This window comes from Pseudomonas taetrolens (assembly GCF_900475285.1).
Taxonomy (GTDB): domain Bacteria; phylum Pseudomonadota; class Gammaproteobacteria; order Pseudomonadales; family Pseudomonadaceae; genus Aquipseudomonas; species Aquipseudomonas taetrolens.
This window is the reverse complement of sequence record NZ_LS483370.1, coordinates 1,741,406-1,764,316: the sequence shown is the minus strand read 5'-3', so window position 1 is coordinate 1,764,316 and position 22,911 is coordinate 1,741,406. Positions and strand designations below refer to the sequence as shown.

The 22,911-nt window shown below is 64.6% G+C and carries 2 protein-coding genes; both read right to left on the bottom strand.

What is annotated here, in order from left to right:
* Position 1: 1 nt before the first annotated feature.
* Positions 2–11,770 (bottom strand): amino acid adenylation domain-containing protein, encoded by an 11,769-nt coding sequence (locus DQN55_RS08225; protein ID WP_048383245.1) that lies wholly within the window; start codon positions 11,768–11,770, stop codon positions 2–4.
* Positions 11,770–22,833, bottom strand: a complete 11,064-nt coding sequence (locus DQN55_RS08220; RefSeq protein ID WP_048383244.1) for a non-ribosomal peptide synthase/polyketide synthase — start codon at positions 22,831–22,833, stop codon at positions 11,770–11,772. Before DQN55_RS08220 ends, DQN55_RS08225 begins: the two co-directional genes overlap by 1 nt.
* Positions 22,834–22,911: the final 78 nt, after the last annotated feature.

Here is a 22,911-nt window from a genome sequence, read left to right as displayed (position 1 = left end):
TTCAATTCAGGGAGTCGCTGGCGAGCAGGCATACAGATGCCTGCGCCAATAATTCATCGAGCTGTGCCAGCAATGCCGCGTGATTCAACAACTCGTAGTGACCGCGCTCCACTAAGGTGTGACTGGCCCCGGCACCGGTTTGCGCCGCATGCACCCGGCGCTCGTCCTCGCGGCCGGGCACCCACCAATGGTGAGCAGCCACGTGGGTGCGAGGCAACGCACGCTGCTCCAGGGCCAACTGCTTGAGGCGCGCGCCCACCGCAAAGATCTGGCTCAACTCCGCCGACCCCAGCAGGCCGTGCTCAGCCTGGTTGTCCCGAGACTCGGCCATGGCCGCCTCAATCACCTGCTCCGCGTTCAGCGTCGGATCCTGCGTCAACGTCTGCGCCTCGGCGTCGGGCATGCCCAGTACAAAGCGTAAAAAGTCTTGCAAGTCTTCACGCCCGTCAGTGGCCTCAGCCGTACCGGCGACATAACTGTCCACCAGTCCGGCGAACGCCACCTGCTGGCCTTGCGCTTCCAGCGCCTGTGCCACCAGCAACGTCAATGCGCCGCCCAGCGACCAACCCAGCAAGTGATACGGCCCGTGCGCCTGTTGCTGACGAATGCGCTCGGCATACGCCCGCGCCATGTCCTGCAACGAGCCGTCCTGCCAGTGCGGGTCGAGCAACATGCGGCACTGCACACCATAAACGCTGCGACGCCCGTCCAATTTACGGGCCAGTGGCTCGTAATCGAACACCGTGCCAAAACCGGCATGCAGGCAGAACAACGGCGGCACCGAGCTGACCCGGCTATTGAGTGCCAGCAACGGGTCTGGCGCCCCGGTTTGAACAGCGGGTTCATAACCGCTGAGTTCGCCGATGCAAGGTTTTTGCATCAGGTCGCGCAGTTTGAGGTTCAAGCCCAGCTCAGGCTGATGGCGCACCCGCGAGATGACTTTGAGCACCTGCAACGAGTCACCGCCCAGCTCGAAGAAGTTATCGTCAATACCGACCCGCTCCAGCCCCAGCACGTCTTGCCAGATCCCTGCCAAGGCCTGTTCCAGCGCATTGCGCGGGGCGCGATAAGTGCCCTGGCGCAGTTGCGGCTCAGGCAAAGCGCGACGGTCCAGCTTGCCGTTGGCCGACAGCGGGAAACGCGCCAGCGCCACGATGTGCGCAGGCACCATGTAATCCGGCAGTTGCGCGTGTAATTGCTGTTTGAGATCACGCTCCAGGGTGGCGCTGGCGGTTGCCACCACATAACCCGCCAACTGTTTACCGCTCACCCCGTCGATCACAGTGACCGCCGCATCCTGCACCCCGCTGCACTGACGCAGACGGGCTTCGATTTCCCCCAGCTCGATACGGAAACCGCGAATTTTCACTTGCTGGTCGAGGCGGCCCAGATAGTCGATCAGCCCGCACTCGCGCTGGCGCACCAGATCACCGGTGCGGTACATCCGCCCACCGTCGCCCTGGAACGGGTCCGGGACGAAACGTTCGGCGCTCAACCCCGGCTGGCGATGGTAACCCCGGGCCAGACATTCCCCGCCCAGATACAACTCACCGCTGACACCCACCGGCAACGGGTTCATGTCCGCATCCAGCACGTACACTCCACGCCCGGCCACGCTACGGCCAATCGGCGCGTAAGCCGCATCGCAACACGCTGAGACGTCGGCGCGCCACAGCAGCGGCGTGACCACGGTTTCGGTCGGGCCGTAACCGTTGACCAGACGCTGCGGTTGCAACGCCCGTTTGGCCAGTTCAAAACTGGCATCCGGCACGGCGTCGCCGCCAAAGCAATAGGTGTGAACAGCAGGCGGATTGCCCTGCACCAGCGCCACTTGCGCCAATTGCTGCAAGTACGCCGGCGGGAAGCACGCCACCGTCACCCGCTGTTGGTGCAGCACCTGCAACGTCTGCTCCGGGGTCCACAGCGAATCCTCGCGAATCACCAGGCTGCCACCGGCCAGCAGCACACTGAGCCAGCGCTCTTGGGCGCCATCGAAGGCGAACGACATAAAGTGCAGTTCGCGGCTCTGCGGGCTTAGCTCATACAGACCGATAATGCCCTGGCAGTGCCGAGCAATCGGCTCGCGCGCCACGGCCACACCCTTGGGCTGACCGGTGGAACCCGAGGTGTAGATCAGATACGCCAGGTGTCCGGGCAGCGATTGGACCGCACGCGGCGCGGTGTCTATTTCGCTCAGTTGATCCAGCCACAAACGCGGTGTCTGCACATTAAAGGCCACCCGCTGATCCACATCGCTGTTGCACAACAACAGGCTGGCTGCAGAGTCGGCCAGCATGAAATCCAGGCGTTGCGCCGGGTAATCGAGGTCCAGCGGCAAGTACGCGGCACCGGTCTTGAGCACCGCCAAAAACGCCACAATGGTCTGTTCCGAACGCGGCAACGCCACCGCCACCAGGGCTTCCGGGCCAATGCCATGGGCCTGTAAGTGCGCCGCCAACATATCGGCCTGAGCCTCCAGCTGCGCATAGCTCAGCGCTCGCCCCTCACAGATCAGGGCCACGGCCAGCGGTTGATGTGCCACCTGGGCACTGAAGCCCTGCACCAGATCCGTCACTGGCGCGTCGGCGCGTGGCAACTCCAGTCGCGCCTGCGGCAGGCCGATGTCGCCGATCAGGCACCCTGCATCGTTCGGTAATTGCGCCAACAAACCTTCAAGCCCGGCGCGAACGCGTTGCGCTTCAACCTCGCTAAAACGTTCGCGCAAATACAGGTACTCCACTTCAAGTCCCTGGTCGGTGGCGCTGACCATCAGGTCCATCGGGAAGTTGGTCACACCGCCGCTGCCGACCTCGGCAAACTTCAGCTCGCCATCCTGCTCGCCGCGCAACGCACGGTCCACCGGGTGGTTTTCAAACACGATGATGCTGTCGAACAGCCCTTGCCCGCCCTGCCCGGCCCAGCGCTGAATGTCCGCCAGCGGTGTGTGTTCAAAGTCGCGAATGGCCAGGTTGTAATCCTGCAATTGGCGCAACCAGTCACCCAGCGGCTGCTGCGGGTCGAGGGTCTGAATCACCGGCAAGGTATTGATAAACAGTCCGAGCATGTCCTGGGCCCCGGCCAGTTCGGTCGGACGCCCCGCCACCGTGGCGCCGAAGGCCACGCAGCGCTGCCCGGTGTGACGCTGCAACAGCAACAGCCAGGCCGCTTGCACCAGAGTGTTGAGGGTCACGCGCTGGCGGTTGGCAAACTGCTGCAAACGCTCGCTCGCCTCACGGTCGAGGTAGCTGTACAGCACACCATGACCATGGCCTTCGCTATTGGCTGCATTGGCCAGAATGGTCGGGGTTTGCAGTGGGCTCAGACGCTCGCGCCAGAAGTCTTCGGCCACGCTGACGTCCTGTTGCGCCAGCCAGCTGATGTAGTCGGCATAGCGCCCGGTCAATGCGGGCAACGCCTGATCAGCGTACAGGCGCAGCATTTCCCCAAGCAGGCGTGAAGCACTCCAGCCGTCCAGCAATAAGTGATGGTAAGTCCAGATCATCTGGAACTGACGCTCGCCCAGGCGCACCAGGGTAAAACGCATCAACGGCGGGCAGCTCAAGTCAAAGCCCCGGGCCTGATCCTGCGCCGCCAGGGCCTGCAAGGCGGCCTCGGGTGCCGCGTGTTCGCGCCAGTCCAGCTCGACGATCGGCAAGCTGGCCTGGCGGTAGACCGCCTGCAGCGGGTCGGCCAGACCGTCGCGCCACATAAAGGCTGCGCGCAGCACTTCGTGACGTTCGAGCAAGACCTGCCATGCCGCCCGGAAACGCTCCACCTGCAAGCCTTCCACCGCTACGCTGAGCTGGTTGACGTAGAGGTTCAGCTCCGGGGATTCAACACAGTGGAACAACATGCCCTGCTGCATCGGCGACAGTGGGTACAGGTCGTCCAGCACGCGGCGATCCACCTTCACCGCGCCCGGCACTTGAGCAAAGGCCAGGGTTTGGAGCCCCGGCAATGACTGCCGCCCGATGGTGCTGGCCACCGCCGCCAGCCCGCGAATGGTTTGCGCCTCGAACAATTGCTTAGGGGTAAACGCCAGCCCGCGTTGTCCGGCACGGCTCACCGCCAGCAGCGAAATAATCGAGTCGCCACCCAGGTCGAAAAAGTTCTCGGTCACGCCAATTGCATCCAGCCCCAGCACGTCTTGCCAGACCTCGGCCAGCAAGGCCTCGGCCGGTGTCGTCGGCGCCACCCGCTGCGCGGCCTGACGACTGGCCTCGGGTGCAGGCAAGGCCTGGCGATCGAGTTTGCCATTGGGGGTCAGCGGCAGAGCCGCCAGGCACATCAGGTGCGCCGGTAACATATGGGCGGGCAAGCGGCTGCGCAAATGCGCCAGCAAAGCTTCGCGCAACCCGGCTTCATCGGCCATTGGGTCGCGGGCCACCACGTAGCCCACCAGTTGCCGGCTGACCGGCCCCTCACGGTCGACGACAAAGGCTTCGCGCACCCCTTGGTGTTCCAGCAAGCAGGCTTCGATTTCCCCCAGTTCGATGCGGAAACCGCGAATCTTCACCTGCTGGTCGATACGCCCCAGATACTCGACCACGCCGTCCTCACGCAACCGCGCCAGGTCGCCACTGCGGTACAGGCGTGCCCCCGATACAAAGGGATCGGGCACAAAGCGCTCGGCGGTCAGGGCCGGGCGCTGGTGATAACCGCGGGCAACCCCTTCACCGCCCAGGTACAGCTCCCCGGCCCCCCCCACCGGCAGCGGTTGCAGGCTGCCATCCAGCACATAGGCGCTGCGTTCACCGACCGGACGCCCGATGGGCAAAAACGCCGATTCGAATTGACTGCCCGGGTACGCGCACCAGATCAGCGGGGTAATCACCGTTTCGGTCGGCCCGTAGCCGTTGATGATGCGCGGCGGCTGCAGCACCCGCTGCACTTCATCAAAGGCGTGCTTGGGCATGCCTTCGCCGCCCACGGTGTAGGAACGAATGGGCAATTTGCGCCCGGCTTCGCCCATGTAATCGGCCATTTGCAGCAAGTAACTCGGCGTGAAACAGGCAATGGTGATGCCGTGTCGCTCGATCTCCTCGCAGGTGCGCTGGGCACTCCAGACCTCGTCATCGCGGGGCATCAGTGCCGAGCCGAACACCAGCGGGGTCAGCCAGCGTTCGTGGGCACCGTCAAAACTGATGGAGGCGAACTGAAGCTCGCGGTCGTCCGGGGTCATGCCGTACAACGCGCCAATCGACAGGCAATGCATGGCCAGCGGGCCGTGAGCCACGCTCACGCCCTTGGGGCGGCCGGTGGATCCCGAGGTGTAAATCAGGTAGGCGAGGTTGTGCGCATCGGTCAGGTTGCGCGGGTTGTCGTCCGGCAGATGGCCCACGGCCTCGCGGTCCAGTTCCAGCACCGGCAGACCTTCAATCTGCGGCAGTGCGGCGCGCAACCACGATTGGCTGAGCAGCAGCGCAATGCCGCTGTCCTGCATCAGATAGCCCAAGCGCTCGGCCGGATAGGCCGGGTCCAGCGGCACGTAGGCGCCGCCGGCTTTAAGAATCGCCAGCAGGCCAATGATCATCTGCGGCGAGCGCTCCACCGCGATCCCGACACGGACCTCCGGGCCAACCCCCAGTTCGCGCAGGCGATGGGCCAGACGGTTGGCGCGCTGGTTGAGGTCGGCGTAACTGAACGTGGTGTCGGCAAAAATCAGGGCTGTGGCCTCGGGGCGAATGGCCGCCTGTGCCTCGATCAACTGATGCACGCAGTGTTGCGTCGTGGGGCCTGGCGGCGGATTCCAGTCCTGCAAGAGCCGGGTCTGTTCGCCAGCGCTCAGCAGCTGCAACTCACCCAGACTGGCCTGCGGCGTGGCCACCATGGCGTGCAGCAGGCACGCCAGATGTTCACTCATGCGGGCAATGGCGACCGGGCTGAAATGGCTGAGCAAGAAACTCCACGTCAGGCTCAACTGTCCTTCACTGACGGCTGCCAGGGTCAGCGGGTAATTGGTGCGCTCATGGTTGTCCGGCACCGAAAAGCTCAAACCGTCCGGTGCGCCCTGCTGCAAGGCCTGGGCAATCGGGAAGTTTTCAAACACCAGCAGACTGTCGAACAGCGGCTCGCCCGTACGCCCGGCCCAACGCTGCACATCACTCAGGGCGGTGAATTCATGCTCGCGCAATTCCAGGTTGTGCGCCTGCAAACGGCCCAGCCACTGCACCACGCTTTCGGCGGCTTGCGGCCGGGTGATCACCGGCAAGGTATTGATAAACAGGCCGAGTTGCTGCTCCGCCCCCGGCAAGTCGACCGGCCGCCCGGAGACCGTGGCACCGAACGCGACCGTCTGCTGGCCGCTGTAGCGCTGCAACAACAGCGCCCATGCGCCCTGAACCAGGGTGTTGAGGGTGACCGCATGTTGCCGGGTAAAAGCGGCGAAGGCCGCGCTGCTGCGCGCATCGAACACCTGGCGGTGGTCGGCATGCGCGCTGTCCGCAATCTCATCGGCGGCATGCGGAGCCAGGGTCTGGGCCAGCAAGGTCGGGTTTTCCAGTGTCGCCAGTTGCTCGCGCCAGAACGCCTCATCAGCCATCGCATCCTGAGCCTGCAGCCAGCCGATGTAGTCGGCAAAGCGCCCCTGTTGAGGCGCCACTTCAACCCCGGCGTAGCGTTGCAGGACTTCCCCCAACAGCAAGGCATTGCTCCAGCCATCCAGCAGCAGATGGTGGTGGGTGTAGATCAGTTGCTGACGCTGCTCATCCAGGCGCACCAGTGCCAGGCGCAGCAAAGGCGGCTGGGCCGGGTCGAACTGCAAGCGTTCGCTGCGCGCCAGCAATTGCAGCTCTGCCGAGTGCTCGGCACGGCCACGCCAGTCGAGCACGGTCAACGGCAACGCCAATGCGCGCTGCACCAGTTGCACCGGCGCCGCAGCGCCTTCGGGCCAATGGAAGCCGCTGCGTAAAATCGGGTGTGCATCCAGCGTCGCTTGCCACGCCCGGGCAAGGCGTGCCGCATCCAGCCCCGTGACTTCAACGCTGAGCTGATTGACGTAAGCCCCGGCCTGGGGTTCGTACAGGCTGTGGAATAACAGGCCGCTCTGCATCGGCGACAGCGGGTACAGGTCTTCAATCTGGCGTGGCGCCACTGGCAATTGATCGAGCTGGGCCTGGGTCAGGCTGGCCAAGGCAAAATCGGCTGGGGTCACGCCGCTGTTGTCCGGCGCCAGACAATGTTCGACCAGTGCCTGCAACTGCGCGGCAAATCCATCGGCCAACGCTTGAATGGCCTGCGTGTCAAAACACTCCTGGCTAAAGCTCAGGTCCAGCTTCAGCTCACCGCCATACACCTGGCCGTCCACCGAAAGCCAGTTGGCCAGCGGCGAATCTAGGCTTTGCGTCGCGCCACTGGCCTCACGGGCCGGGACAAACAGCGCATCTTCGCTGAAGCTCTGATCGAACTGACCCAGGTAATTGAAGGTCACCCGCGCTGGCGCCAGCGCCGCAAGGCTGGCCTGGGCAGCGGCATCCCCCTGATAACGCAACAGGCCAAATCCCAGGCCTTTGCCCGGCACCTCGCGCAGCTGTTGCTTGATGGCCTTGATCGAGCCGGCGATATCGGCCGCCGGGGTCAATTTGACCGGGAACAGGCTGGTGAACCAGCCCACGGTGCGGGTCAGGTCGATGCCGTCGAACAGCTCTTCGCGGCCGTGGCCTTCGAGCTGGATCAGTGCGTCGGCTTCCCCGGTCCAGTCGCACAAGGCGCGGGCCAGAGCCGTCAACAGCAGGTCGTTGATCTGGGTGCGATAGGCCGCCGGGGCTTGCTGGAGCAATTGCCGGGTCTGCTCGCGGCCCAACCCCAGGCTGACCACCTGCCGATGACGCAGCGCCTGACTGCCATTGGCCTTAGCCAATGGCAACTCGCCGCTGACGCCGTGCAATCGGGCCTGCCACCACGCCAGCTGTGCCGCCAGCTCCGGGCTTTTGGCGTAGGTATCGAGTCGGGTGGCCCAGTCTTGCAGCGCGCTGGTTTTTTCCGGCAACGCCTGCCCGGCGTAAGCCGCTTGCAAGTCTTCGAGCAGCACCCGCCACGACACGCCGTCCACCACCAAGTGGTGAATCACCAGTAACAAACGCTGGCCGCCGTCTTCATGATCGATCAGCACCACCCGCAGCAACGGGCCGTCATGCAGCGACAGACTGCGCTGGGCCTCATCGCACAAACCTTGCAGCGCCTCGGCGCTTTGCACTTGAGCGGTCCACAGCAAGTCGGTGGCCGCCACGCTGTCCAGCGTCGCATAGCGCGCGGTCCATTGCCCGGCCTGCTGCCGGAACTGCAAGCGCAACGCGTCATGCCGGGCCAATACCTGCTGGACAGCCGTTTGCAGACGCAGCAGCTCCAGGGGTTCGCGCACCTCAAGCAGAACCGACTGGTTCCAGTGCCCGGGCTGCACGCTCTGATTGTCGAAGAACCAGCGCTGCACCGGCGTCAGGGCCTGGAGGCCGACACTCGGTCCCTGGGCAATGGGCGCCACCGTTTGCTGGCTGACCACTGCCGCCAGCGCGTGCAGGGTCGGTTGTTGAAACAGGTCGCGGGGTTGCAAGCGCAGACCAGCGCGGCGGGCCCGGCTGACTACCTGGATAGAAATGATCGAATCGCCGCCCAGCTCGAAGAAGTTGTCCTGGCGCCCGACCTGTTCCAGGCCCAGCACGTCTTGCCAGATGGCCGCCAATTGCCGCTCGTTGTCAGTGCGCGGAGCCTCGAAGACACGCTGGCTGATGCTCACCTGTGGCGCCGGCAACAGCCTGCGCTCCAGTTTGCCATTGGGGCTCAGGGGCATGCACTCGATCAGCACCCAGTGCGTGGGCAGCATGTAGTCCGGCAGGCTGCGCAGCACATGCGCCTTCAAGGTTTCGCGCAATGCTGCCTGGGCCTCGGGTTGCTCACGCCACTGCGGCTCGGCAGGCACCAGATACGCCACCAACTGATTGTCCAGCGCCACCACCACCGTTTCCTGCACCTGCGGATGACCGTGCAGGCACGCTTCGATTTCACCCAGCTCGATACGCAGGCCGCGCAGCTTCACCTGATGGTCGATCCGTCCGCAGTATTCAATGGCCCCGTCAGTGCGGTAACGGGCCAGGTCGCCGGTGCGGTACAAGCGTTCGCCGCTGCCAAAAGGATCAACCACAAAACGGTCTGCGGTGAGGCCCGGTCGGGCGTGATAACCCCGGGCCAGACCGCTGCCCGCCAAGTACAGTTCACCCATGGCGCCCGTGGGCAAGGCTTGCAGTTCGGGGCTCAGGATGTAAGTGCGCAGGTTGGCAATCGGGTGCCCGATCGGCACGCTGTCGCGGCCTTCTTCGACACAGGTCCAATGGGTGACGTCGATCGCGGCTTCGGTCGGGCCATACAAGTTGTACAGCGCCGTCTGCGGCAGGCAGCGCAGGGTCTCGCGCTGCAATTGCATCGGCAGCGCTTCGCCGCTGCAGACCACACGGCGCAGGCTCGTGCACTGCGAGGCTTCGTCTGCACCGATAAACGCTTGCAGCATCGACGGCACAAAATGCAGGGTGGTGATCGCCTGCTCGACAATCAATGCCGCCAGTTGCTGCGGGTCACGATGGACGTCGGGCGCGGCCACCACCAACGTGGCACCGTGCATCAGCGGCCAGAAAAACTCCCACACCGACACGTCAAAGCTGAACGGCGTCTTTTGCAGCACCCGATCCGCCGCCTTCAAGCCGTACGCCTGCTGCATCCAGGCCAGGCGGTTGTACAGCGCGCCGTGGCTATTGCCCGCGCCCTTGGGCTTGCCGGTGGAGCCGGAGGTGTAGATCACATACGCCAGGTTCTGCGGGCAGGCCAGGTTGATCAGGTTCTCATCACCTTGGTCGTCCAGCCACGCCGGCCCTGGCTCAAGGCACAACACCGGCAACCCCACGGGCAGCGGCAGTCGCTCCTGCACAGAGGCCTGGGTCAGCAACAGGCTGATACAGCTGTCTTCAAACAAGTAAGCCAGGCGCTCCGCCGGGTACTGCGGGTCCAGTGGTACGTAGGCGCCGCCGGCCTTGAGAATCGCCAGCAAGCCGATCACCAGTTCCAGCGAGCGCTCGCACGCCACGCCAACCCGTACTTCCGGGCCCACGCCTCTGGCGCGCAAGTGCTGCGCCAAGCGATTGGCCCGTTGATTCAGTTCGCGGTAGCTCAGCTGTTGCGCACCAAACACCAGCGCACAGGCCTGCGGGGTGGCCAGGGCCTGCGCTTCAATATGCAGGTGTACGCACTCTGGGCCGGGATAGGTGTGCTGCGTGGCATTCAGCCCGTGCAAGGTCGATTCGACGTGCGCCGCTGCCAGCATCGGCAGTTCGCCGATCGCACACTCGGGGTTGGCAACGATGCCCGCCAGCAGGTTACGCCAATGCTGCGCCAGGGTGTCGATACGCTCGGCATCAAACAGATCGGTGGCGTAGGTCAGGCTGGCCATCAACTGCTGACCTTCCTCGTGGGTATCCAGTTGCAGGTCGAACTGGGTGGTGCGCCCCGGTAATTCCAGGCTTTCGACGGTGAGCCCGGCGAGCATCCCGCTCAACGCTCCGGGGCGGCTTTGCTGGTGATTGAACATCACCTGGAACAACGGGCTGTGGCTGAGGCTGCGCTCACCTTGCAACGCCTGCACCACCTGCTCGAAGGGCAAGTCCTGATAGCCCTGGGCATCCAGCGAGCAGTCGCGGGTTTGCGTCAGCAGCTGCGCAAACGACAGGTGCCCGTGCAGTTCGGCACGCAGCACCTGGGTATTGACGAAAAAGCCGATCAGGCCTCGGGTTTCGGCGCGGCTACGGTTGGCCACCGGCACACCGATCCGCAGATCCTTTTGCCCGCTGTAGCGGTGCAGCAAAACCTGAAAACTGGCCAGCAGCAACATGAACGGGGTCACCCCGCGCTCCCGGGCCAGGGCCATCAATCCCTGGGCCAGCAGCGGGTCCAGGGCAAAATCCAGGCGCGCTCCGCGTTGCGAAGCCTGGGCCGGACGCGCGCGGTCACCGGGCAATTCCAGCACCGGCTGTTCACCGCCCAATTGCTCGCGCCACCAGTCCAGCTGGCGTTCCTGCTCGCCGGCCTGCATCCAGCGCCGTTGCCACAATGCGTAGTCGGTGTACTGAATCGGCAACGCAGGCAGCTCAATGGCCGTGCCTTGGGCGTGGGCCGCGTACAGCTGCGAGAACTCGTCGACCAGCACCCCCATCGACCAGCCGTCGGCGACGATGTGATGCAAGGTCAGCAGCAACACGTGGTCGCCTTCGTCCAGCTGGATCAGATTCACCCGCAGCAACGGACCGTGCTGCAAATCGAACGGCCGGGCGATGTCCTGTTCCAGCAGCTGCATAGCCACACTCAGGCGCTCGGCCTCAGGCCGGTCGCGCAGATCATGGCGAGTCAGTTGCACGGCGGGCGAACCTTCGCCCGCGCACCGTTGTTGGCGAATCTGGCCATCGGTTTCAATGAACACGCTGCGCAGGCTGTGATGGCGTTCAAGCAGGGCATCGAAGCTGCGCTGCAAGGCCTCGACCTGCAGTGGGCCGTGCAAACGCAAGGCCGCAGGGATGTGATACGCCGCGCCTTCGGGGTCGAGTTGCCACAAAAACCATTGGCGCTGCTGCGCATAAGACAGCTCGCACGACTCATCCGCCGGAGCGGTGGCCGGGATCGGCAGCTGGCCAAAGCTGACGCCCTGTTCCTGCATTTTTTGCAGGAACTCGCGGCGTTGGTCAGGCGCCAGGCTGGCGAAGCGGTTGGCAATACGCCAGGCGGTCGAGTTTTCCATCAGTTGATCTCCATCTCGTCGAGCAGCGATTCGAGCGCGCTCAGACGAACATCGTTATCCGCAGGCGTTTGTGCCTGTGCCAATGCGGCATAGGCTTGAAGGTCGGCAGCTTCGAACAGCGCACGCAGCGCCAGGTCGATGCCCAGTTGCAGTTCGACCCGGGCACTGGCCTGGGCCGCGAGCAGCGAATGCCCGCCCAATTCAAAGAAGTTGTCGTGACGCCCTACCCGCTCGATATCCAGCACGCTGGCCCAGATCTCGGCAAGTCGGGTTTCCAGCTCGCCCACCGGCGCGCTGTAAGGGCGCTGCCAGGTATCGGCGTCGGGTGACGGCAAGGCCTTGCGGTCGAGCTTGCCGTTACCGGTCAGCGGCAAGGCATCGAGCAGCAACCACTGGCTCGGCACCATGTAATCCGGCAGGTCGGCCTTGAGCGCGGCGCGCAAGTGTTCGCGCCAGGCCAGCGGGTCCAGCGGCGCCTCGTCCGGCACCAGATAGGCGCACAACTGCGGACCGTTGGCGCTGTGGTGCACGTTCAAGACCGCTTCGGCGACACCGGCCTGCTGCTTGAGGCAGGCCTCGATTTCCCCCAGTTCGATGCGCAAGCCGCGGATTTTCACTTGCTGGTCGATACGCCCCAGGTAATCGATCATGCCGTCCGCCCGCTGACGGGCCAGATCGCCGCTGCGGTACAGCCGCTCCCCGGGCGCAAACGGGTTGGGCACAAAGCGCTCGGCACTGAGTCCGGGGCGAGCGTGATAACCGCGAGCCAGGCCGGCCCCGGCGATGTACAGCTCGCCCGCACAGCCCGGCGCAACCGCTTGCAACTGGCTGTCGAGCAAGTACCACTTGAGGTCGCTGATCGGCCGCCCCATGGGGCTTTGGGCCGCGGCGTCGAGGTCCGCCGGGCTCAGCGCACGGTACGTCACGTGAACCGTGGTCTCAGTGATGCCGTACATGTTGACCAGGGTCGTTGGGTGTTCGCCAAAGCGTTCGTACCACGGGCGCAGGCTCGACACCTCCAGCGCCTCGCCACCGAAGATCACCCAGCGCAGCGCCAGCGGTTGCGGGCTGTTGCAGACAACCGGCAGCAGTTGGCGGAACGCAGTGGGGGTCTGGTTGAGCACCGTGACCTGCTCATCGCACAACAATTGATGGAACGCCTGCGGCTCACGGCTGGTGTAATACGGCACGATAACCAGGCGCCCGCCCGTGCACAGCGCACCGAACAGCTCCCACACCGAAAAGTCGAAGGCAAAGGAGTGGAACAGGGTCCAGACGTCTGCCGGGCCGAAGCCAAAGTCTTGCGCCGTGGCGCTGAGCAAACGGGTGACGTTACCCAGACTCAACAGGGCGCCCTTGGGCCGCCCGGTCGAACCCGAGGTATAAATCACATAGGCCAGGTTTTCGGGCCGGGTGAGGTTCTCCGGGTTCTGCTCGCTGAAGCCGTCCAGCGCCAGATGCTCAAGGCACAGCGTCTGCACCCCGACCCGTGGCGGCAGGGCTTCCAGCAGGTGCGCCTGGGTCAGCAACAGGTGAATGCCACTGTCTTCGATCAGGTAGCTCAGGCGCTCGGTCGGTGACTGCGGGTCCAGCGGCACATAGGCCCCCCCGGCCTTGAGAATCGCCAGCACCCCGACCACCAGCGCAATCGACCGCTCAGTGGCAATCCCGACCCGTACTTCCGGGCCCACCCCCAACTCGCGCAGCTTGTAGGCCAAGCGGTTGGTCCGGGCATTGAGCGCTGCGTAACTCAGCGTCTCCTCGGCACAACTCAGGGCGATGGCCTGCGGTTGCAGGGCGGCCTGCGCTTCAAACAACTGATGCAGATTAAGCGGCGACGCTTCAGCCAGCGGCGGGATCTGCGGGTTCCACTGGCGGATCAGCGCCTGTTGCTCATCGGCCTCCAGCAACGGCAACCCGGCAATCCGCTGTTGCGGCTCACGCACCACGGCGCGCAGCAGGCTCAGCCAATGCCCCGCCAGACGCTGAATCGTGGCGGCGTCATACACCTCGCTGGCGTAGGTCAGGCTGGCATGCAGGTGCTCGCCCTGCTCTTCGGTATCCAGCGCCAGGTCGAACTGGGCCGTGGATGGCTGCCAGTCCATACGCTCGACACGCAGGCCCGGCAAGCTGCGTTCAACGCTTTCACCTATCGCCCGCTGGTGGTTGAACAGCACCTGAAATAACGGACTATGGCTCAGGCTGCGCTCGGGGTGCAGGGCCTCGACCAGTTGCTCGAAGGGCAGATCCTGATGCGCTTGTGCCCACAGCGCGGTGGCCTTGACCTGTTGCAGCAGGCTGGCGAAAGACTGCTGGCCATCGATGTCGGCACGCAGCACCTGGGTGTTGATGAAGAAGCCGATCAGGCCTTCGGTTTCGATCCGTCCGCGTCCGGCATTCGGCACGCCGACAGGGATCGCCGACTGGCCGCTGTAGCGATGCAGCAGGGTCTGGAAACTGGCCAGCAGCAACATGAACAGCGTGACGTTGTGCTGTTGCGCCAACTGCCGCAACCCGGTGACCAGCTCCCGGTCGATGCTCAGTTCGAGGCGTGTCCCCTGCTCGCTGCGCGTTGCCGGGCGAGTCAGTTCGCTGGGCAATTCCAGCGGCGAGTGCTGCGATCCGAGCTTCTCGCGCCAGGCCTGCAGCTGACGTTCGCCTTCACCGGCGTGCAGCCAGTCATGCTGCCACGCGGCGTAATCGGCGTAGCTCACCGCCAAGGCCGGCAGCCGCGCAGGCTGACCCTGGACATGGGCCGCGTACAGGGCGCTGAATTCATCGACCATGACCTGCATCGACCAGCCATCGGCGGCGATATGGTGCACGGTCAGCACCAGCACATGCTCATCGGGGCCGACGTCAAGCAGCAGCACCCGCAGCAGTGGGCCGTTGCGCAGGTCAAACGGCTGGGCCATTTCGTGGGCCACCCGGGCGTCAATCTCAGCGGCGGTGGGGGCGTTCAAGGACAGCTCGCGCAAGGCCAGCGGCAGACTCGCGTGCTGCACCGCACGCGCCTGTTGGCCATCCTGGCTGAACGTGGTGCGCAAGGTGGCGTGGCGCGCTTGCAAGTCAGTGAAGCTGCGCAACAATGCGTCACGGTCGAGCGCGCCCTTGAGGCGCAAGGCGGCCGGAATGTTGTACGCGGCGCTGTGTGGGTCCAGCTGCCAGAGAATCCATTGGCGCTGCTGGGCATAGGACAACCGCAGAGGCTGATCCATGGCCTGCGGGCGCAAGGCCGGCGGGTTGACGCTGTTCGGCCGAGCCTCGCAACGCGCGGCAAACGCGCTGAGCACGCTGGCTTCAAACAGGCTGCTCAGGGGCAGTTCGATATTCAGTTGCTGGCGCACGCGGGACACCACTTGCGCCACCAGCAGCGAATGCCCGCCCAGCTCGAAGAAGTTGTCGTCACGGCCCACCGCGTCCAGCTTGAGCACCTCCTGCCAGATCGCCGCGATACGGCTTTCGATCCCGGCGCGGGGCGCGACCACGTCGCGCTGCCAGTCCGCCGCGTGGGCCTGGGGCAGCGACTTGCGGTCGACCTTGCCGTTGGCATTCAGCGGCAGCTGGTCGAGCCGCTGCCATTGCTGCGGCACCATGTATTCCGGCAGTTGCGCCTTGAGCCCGGCCTTGAGCTGCTCACGCAATCCGGCCCAGTCCAGCGCCTCATCGGCAGGCACTACGAAGGCCACCAGCGCCTTGCCGGTCGGGCCGTCCTGCACCACCACCGCGGCTTCACGCACGCCAGCAAGCTGGCGCAGACGGGATTCGATTTCCCCCAGTTCGATGCGAAAACCGCGCACTTTTACTTGCTGATCGATGCGGCCGACATATTCCAGCTGCCCGTCGGCGCGTCTCCGTGCCAGGTCACCGGTGCGGTACAGGCGCTCGCCTGCCTGCACGGCATAAGGGTTGGGCAAAAACGCCGCCGCGCTGCGCAGCGGGTCGCCGAAGTAGCCACGGCCGACCCCGGTGCCCGCCACATACAGCTCACCCACCACCCCGGCCGGCACGGGCTGCAAGCCCGCATCCAGCACGTACAGGCGGTTGTTGTCGGTGGCCAGGCCAATCGGTAAATACGCGCCTTCAGCCGAGGCCGCATCCACCCGGAACAGCGCCACATCGTCCGAGCATTCCGCCGGGCCGTAGGCATTGACCAGGCCGGTCTGCGGATAACATTGCAACCAGCGGCGGGCCAGTTCGGGCGGCATCGCCTCGCCGGTCGGCAGCATCCAGCGCAGGCCGGCCAGTGAAACCCGGGGTTCTTCGAGCAGGCTTTGAACCATGGACGGCACGCTTTCTAGCACGCTGATCCCACGCGTCGCCACGTGTGCCAGCAAGGCCGCCGGGTCATGGGCGATGGCGTTGGGCACGATGTCGACCCGGGCCCCGAACAGCGGCGCGGCGAGGAACTGCCACACCGAAATGTCAAAACTCTGCGACGCGGTTTGCGCCACTCCATCGCGGCCGTCGAGGCTGAGGTACGGTTGCTTGCTCAGTTGGTTATTGAGCATCCCGGCCTGCTCGACCATCACCCCTTTCGGCGTGCCGGTTGAACCTGAAGTGAAGATCACATACGCCAGGTTATTCGGGCCGGTATAGATCCCCGGCGGCTCGCTGGAATAACCGCCCGCCTGCACGTCCTCCCAGATCAACAGCGCGGGTCGTTGCTCAGGGTCAAGCAGCGCCAGCAAATCACGGGCCTGATCACGGCAGGCGGCGCTGGTCACCAAGGCCGGAACCTGGCCCAATTGCAGCAGATCCAGCAAGCGTTGCGCCGGCAGTTGCGGGTCCAGCGGCAGGTAAGCGGCACCGGCCTTGAAGCTGCCAAGCATCATGCCCAGCAGTTCCAGGCTGCGCTCGGCAAGCAAGGCCACCGGCTGGTCGATACCGACACCCGCCGCACGCAGGCCGTGACCGAGGCGGTTGGCCCGGGTATCGAGGTCGCGATAGGTCCAGTGCCGGTCCAGGCAGGTGGCGACAATCTGCTCGGGATGCGCAGCCAATTGCGCTTCAAACAGACGCACATAACCTTGGTTCAGCGGGTAGTCGCGGGCGGTCTGATTGCCCGCTTGCAACAGGTGCCCGCGCTCGGCCTCGGCCACCACCGGCAAGTCGGCGAAATGACCGTCGGCATGTTGCTCAATTGCCAGCAACAGGCGCTTGAAGTCCGCCAGCAGGCGCTCGGCCGTGGCGTCATCAAAAAAGCGCTGGTCGTAAGATAAATGCAGGCCCAGCGCATCGCCGGGGTACACCACCACTGTCATCGGGTAGTTGGTGTGGGTCCGGGCGCTGTCGGATTTGGCGCTGATCTGCTCGGCCCCCGTGACCACCGCGCTTTCCACCGGAGCGTTTTCGTAGACAAACAGGCTGTCGAAAATCGACTGGCCTTTTTCCAGTGCGCTGCAGGCCTGGATCTTCAACAGCGGCAAATGCTCATATTCACGCAACGCCAGGTTGTGCTCGAACAGGCCTTGCAGCCATGCACGCACGCTGATGTGCTGACCGGCACGGGGCAAGTGCATGCGCAGCGGGATGCTGTTGATGAACAGCCCCACCGTGTCCTGCATTTCCGGGCGGTTGACCGGACGCCCGGCCACCGTCACCCCGAACAACACTTCGTCGAGGCCGCTGTAACGTTGCAACACCAGCGCCCAGGCCGCCTGGGTCAAGGTGTTGACCGTCAGCTGGTAACGCTGGGCCAGTTCGCGCAAGGCACGACCCTGCGCCACCTCCAGATCGACATAGCAATCACCGATCTGCGAAAACCCGCCCTGGCGGCGTACGGCTCGGTCGAACGGCAGCGGTGTCGGTTGCTCGAACCCGGCCAGCTCGGCCGTCCAGGCCTCCAGTGCTTCGCGCTCACCTTGCATCTGCAACCACTGGATAAAATCGCGATAACGCGCCGCCGGTGGCAGGCTGCGCTGGCCGCTGTACAGGGCAAAAAAGTCTTGCAGCAACAGCGAGCGGCACCAGGCATCGATCAGGATGTGGTGGTTGCTGAGGATGAACCAGTAATGCCCGGCGCTGCGGCGAATCAGGCGCAGGCTGAACGGCGGCGTGTTGAGCAAATCAAAGCCCCGGGCCCGATCTTCGGCCAGCAGCGCTTGCACGGCGGCTTCGTGCTCGGCCTGGGGGCGCTCGCTCCAGTCGTGTAACTGCACCTGGGGTGCAGCATCGCGGTGGATGATTTGCAGCATCTGGCCTTCGTCGTCGAGGCTGAACGAAGCCCGCAGCGCATCGTGCCGTTGCACCACGGCATGCCAGGCGGCGGTAAAGCGCGGCAGGTCGATCTCACTGTCGATGATGTAGCGGTCTTGCATGAAGTAAATGCCCGAGCCCGGCTCAAGCAAGGTGTGCACCAACAAGCCTTGCTGCATCGGCGACAGCGGGTAGATGTCTTCAATGGCGCTGGCCGGCACGTTGAGGTTGTCCAGTTGAGCCTGAGTCAAGTTCGCCAGCGGGAAATCGGACGGGGTCATGCCGCCTTGCCCGGCACTGGCGCAGTGCGCAACAAGGCCGGTCAATTCGTCGCGGTAATCGTCCACCAGCGCCTGCACGGTGGCGTCCTCAAACATCCCATGGCTGTAGGTCCATTGCAGGCTCAGCTCGCCGCCATATACCTGACCTTCGATGCTCAGCCAGTTGGCCATGGGGGCGTTTTCGTCCTGAGCCGCACCTGCACGTTCGGTCGCCGGGGCGAACAGCGCCTGTTCGTCGAACTGACGGTCGAACTGGCCGAGGTAGTTGAAGGTGATCCGCGGTGTGGCCAGCGCGGCCAGTTGCGCGCCCACCGCCTCGCCCGCCAGATAACGCAGCAGGCCGTAGCCCACGCCTTTTTCCGGTACGCTGCGCAGCTGCTCCTTGATCGATTTGATCGAGGCGCCCAGCTCGCTGTGCGGAGTCAACTGCACCGGGAACAGGCTGGTGAACCAGCCCACGCTGCGCGACAGATCAATGTCGTCGAACAGCTGTTCACGGCCATGACCTTCCAGTTGAATCAATGTGCTGGCGTGCCCGCTCCAGCGGCACATCACCCGCGCCAACGCCGTCAGCAGCAGGTCATTGACCTGGGTGCGGTAGGCCGCGGGGGCCACTTGCAGCAATTGCCGGGTCAGCTCGGCATCCAGTTTCAGTTCCAGCTTGCGCGCGTGCCGGTTGTCCAGCGCCGCGTCGCTGTGCTCACACGGCAAGTCGCTGCGGGCGCCGGCCAGTTGCGCCTGCCATTGGCTTAGCTGCTCGACACGCGCCAGCGCAGCCTCCGGCAAGCGGGCGGTCCAGGCCTGATAAGCGCTGGTTTTGGCCTGGGGCGCCTGATCGGGCCGGGTGTAAAACTGTTGCAAGTCTTCCAGCAGGACCCGCCATGACACACCGTCCACCGCCAGGTGGTGAACCACCAGCAACAAGCGCTGGCTGTGGTCAGGCAAGTCGACCAGCAGCGCACGCAGCAACGGCCCGTTTTGCAGATCCAGGCTGCGCTGGGCCTGTTCACAGAGCCCATGCAGTTCGTCGGTCGAAGCCGCCTGCCGATGCCACAGCACGCTGCTTGCCGACACCTCGGCATAGGCTTGCTGCCAACCGCCGTCACGCGGCTCAAAGCGCAGACGCAAGGCATCATGCTGGCTCAGCAATTTGATCAGTGCTTGCTCCAGCTCTCCGGCCTCCACGGCCTGGCGGGGTTGCAACAGCAGCGATTGGTTCCAGTGCTGACGCACCGGCATGGCCTGCTCGAAAAACCAGTGCTGCACCGGCGCCAGGGCAACAGCGCCAGTGGCCGGGCCTTGCTCGACCAGGCTCTGCTGGCTCAGCTCGGCGACCCGGGCCAGGCTGCGAATGGTTTGGTGTTGGAACAGGTCGCGCGGGCTGAACGAAATCCCGGCCTGTCGGGCGCGGCTGACCACCTGAATCGAGATGATCGAATCACCGCCCAGGGCGAAGAAGTTGTCATCGATGCCCAACTGCGGCACGCCGAGCACCGCTTGCCAGATCTGCGCCAGGCGCTGTTCCAGTGCGTTGCCGGGGGCCACATACGCATGTTGCGACGCGCTCAGGTCCGGGCGCGGCAACGCCTTGCGCTCAAGCTTGCCGTTGGGTGACAGTGGCAAGCGCTCAAGCGCCATCCAGTGCCCGGGCACCATGTATTCCGGCAAGCCCCGCTGCAGATGGCTGATCAGTGCCGCCTGCCACTCTCCGGCCTCGCTCGGCTCTTCAAGCACCACGTACGCCACCAGTTGCTTGCCCTCGTGCACCAACACCACGGCTTCGCGGACGCTGGGGTGCTCAGCCAGTCGCGCTTCGATTTCTCCCAGCTCGATGCGCAGGCCGCGCAGCTTGACCTGATGGTCGAGGCGACCAAGGTACTCAAGTACCCCGTCCACCCGCTGGCGGACCCGATCCCCCGTGCGATACAGGCGCTGCCCCGGGTTGAACGGGCACGGCACGAAACGCTCGCCGGTCAGGCCCGGGCGCCGATGGTAGCTGCGCGCCAGACCGGCACCACCCAGGTACAGCTCACCCGCAACCCCCTGCGCCACCGGGGCCAGATCGGCATCCAGCACCAGGGTGCGCAGGTTGGCGATCGGTTGGCCGATCGGCACCCCGGCCGCGCCTTCTTCGACACAGGTCCAGTGGGTGACATCGATGGCGGCTTCGGTGGGGCCATACAGGTTGTACAGCTCGGTGTCCGGCAGTTTGGCGAACACGTGCTGCTGGGCATCCACCGGCAGCGCTTCCCCGCTGCAGACAATCCGCCGCAGGCTGCGGCAACGCTCGACAGCGGTTTCGTGAATAAAGGCCTGCAGCATCGACGGTACAAAATGCAGGGTAGTGATGTGATGCCGGACGATGGTTTCGATCAGACGCAGCGGCTCTTGATGCTCGCCGGGCTGCGCCACCACCAGTCGCGCGCCGGTCATCAGCGGCCAGAAAAACTCCCAGACCGACACGTCAAAGCTGAACGGGGTCTTTTGCAGCACTGCGTCGTCTGCACCCAGCGCGTACGCCTGTTGCATCCAGCACAAGCGGTTGACCAGCGCCGCGTGGGTGTTGCCCGCGCCTTTGGGGCGACCGGTGGAGCCGGAGGTGTAAATCACATAGGCAAGGTGCTGCGGATCCTGGGCGACCTGCGGGTTATCCACGCTGTAGGCGTCCAGCCAGTCGGCGTCCTGATCCAGGCACACGGTCTTGATCCCCGCCACCGGCAACGTGGCCAGCCATTCGTGCTGGGTCAATAACAGCCCGATGCGGCTGTCCTGGATCATGTACGCCAGACGCTCTTGCGGGTAATGCGGGTCCAGCGGCACGTAGGCGCCTCCGGCCTTCAGAATCGCCAGCAGGCCGACCACCATCTCGACCGAACGTTCGACCGCGATGCCCACCAGCACGTCCGGCCCCACGCCCTGCTCGCGCAACCCATGAGCCAGTTGATTGGCCCGGGCATTGAGTTGCGCATAGCTCAGGGACTGCTCGCCGAACACCAGCGCAGTGGCCTGCGGGGTGCGCTCGACCTGTGCCTGCAACAAATGCTGCAGGCAATGCCGGGTCGGATAGTCCGCCCCGGTGCGGTTCCAGTCATGCACCTGGGTCTGCAGCTCTGCGGCATCGAGCATCGGCAATTCGCCGACCCGGCGTTCGGGGTTGTCCACCAGTGCCCGCAGCAGATTGCTCCAGTGCCGAGCCATGCGCGTGATGGTGGTGGCGTCGAACAGGTCGTTGGCGTAGGTCAGCGCCGCGTACAGGCGGCCAGCCTTTTCATAGGTGTCCAGGCTCAGGTCAAACTGGGTGGTGCGCCCCTGCCACTCGATCAGGCCCAGCTCCAGGCCGGAGGCGGTCTGCACCGCTTCAATGTCCGCAACCTGCGGCTGATGGTTGTACATCACTTGAAACAGCGGGTTGTGGCTCAGGTTGCGCTCCAGCTTGAGCGCATCAACCAGTTGCTCGAAGGGCAAGTCCTGATGCGCCTGCGCGCCGAGGGCGGCTTCCTTGACCGCACTCAACAGCTCAGCCACTGAGGTCCGGGCATTCAGCTGGGTACGCAGCACTTGGGTGTTGACGAAGAAGCCGATCAGACCTTCGACTTCGCGGCGATTACGGTTGGCGATCGGCACCCCGACCCGCAGGTCGTCCTGCCCGCTGTAGCGATGCAGCAGGATATTGAACGCACCCAGCAACAGCATGAACAAGGTGACGTTGTGCCGTTGCGCCAAGCCGCGCAGTTGGTCCACCAGGGCCGGGTCCAGGGCAAATTCGTGGCGGGTGCCGCGATAACTCGGCATCGCCGGGCGCGGGTAGTCCGCAGGCAAGGTCATGATCGGGTGCTCGTCACCGAGCCGGGCCTGCCAGTACTCCAGTTGCCGGGCCTGCTCGCCGGCCTCCAGCCAGCGACGCTGCCACAGCGCATAGTCGCTGTATTGAATCGGTAGCTCGGCCAGCTGTGGTGTCTGGTCACGCTCAAAGGCGTCATAACAGCGGATGAACTCGTCGATCAGCACATTCATCGACCAACCGTCAGAAACGATGTGATGCAGGGTCAACAGCAACACATGCTCGCACTCTGCCAGCCTCAGCAAGCTGACACGCAGCAACGGGCCGTGGGCCAGATCGAATGCCTGCAAGGACTGGCGCTGCGCCTCGGCGGCCACCGCCTGCTCGCGCTCGATGGACGGCAGCAGGCTGAAGTCCAGGTGCTGCACCTCAAGCGGCGCGCTCAGGGCCACTTGCTCCAGGCTGTCATCGGCGTTCTGGCGAAACACCGTGCGCAGGGTTTCGTGACGCGCCACCAGACTGGCGAAAGCCTGCTCCAGGGCCGCGATATCCAGTACACCGCTCAGGCGCACCGCGCCGGGCAGGTTATAGGCGCCGCTGTCGGGGTCCAGCTGCCACAAGAACCACATGCGGCGCTGGGCGTAAGACAGCGCCTGGCGGTCTTCGGCCGGGACCTGGGCCGGAATCGGGAATTGCGAAAAGTCGATCCCTTCAGCGCGCAGGCCGTCGAGGAATAACCGTCGTTTTTCCAACGGCAACTCGATGAAGCGGCGGGCAAGTTTGAGGGACTTTTCAGCATTCATCTGACTTCTTCCGTGCATGTTGGCTATCGAGCATTGGCTCGGCTATCCCTACGGAACGGATGAAGTCACAGGAAAATT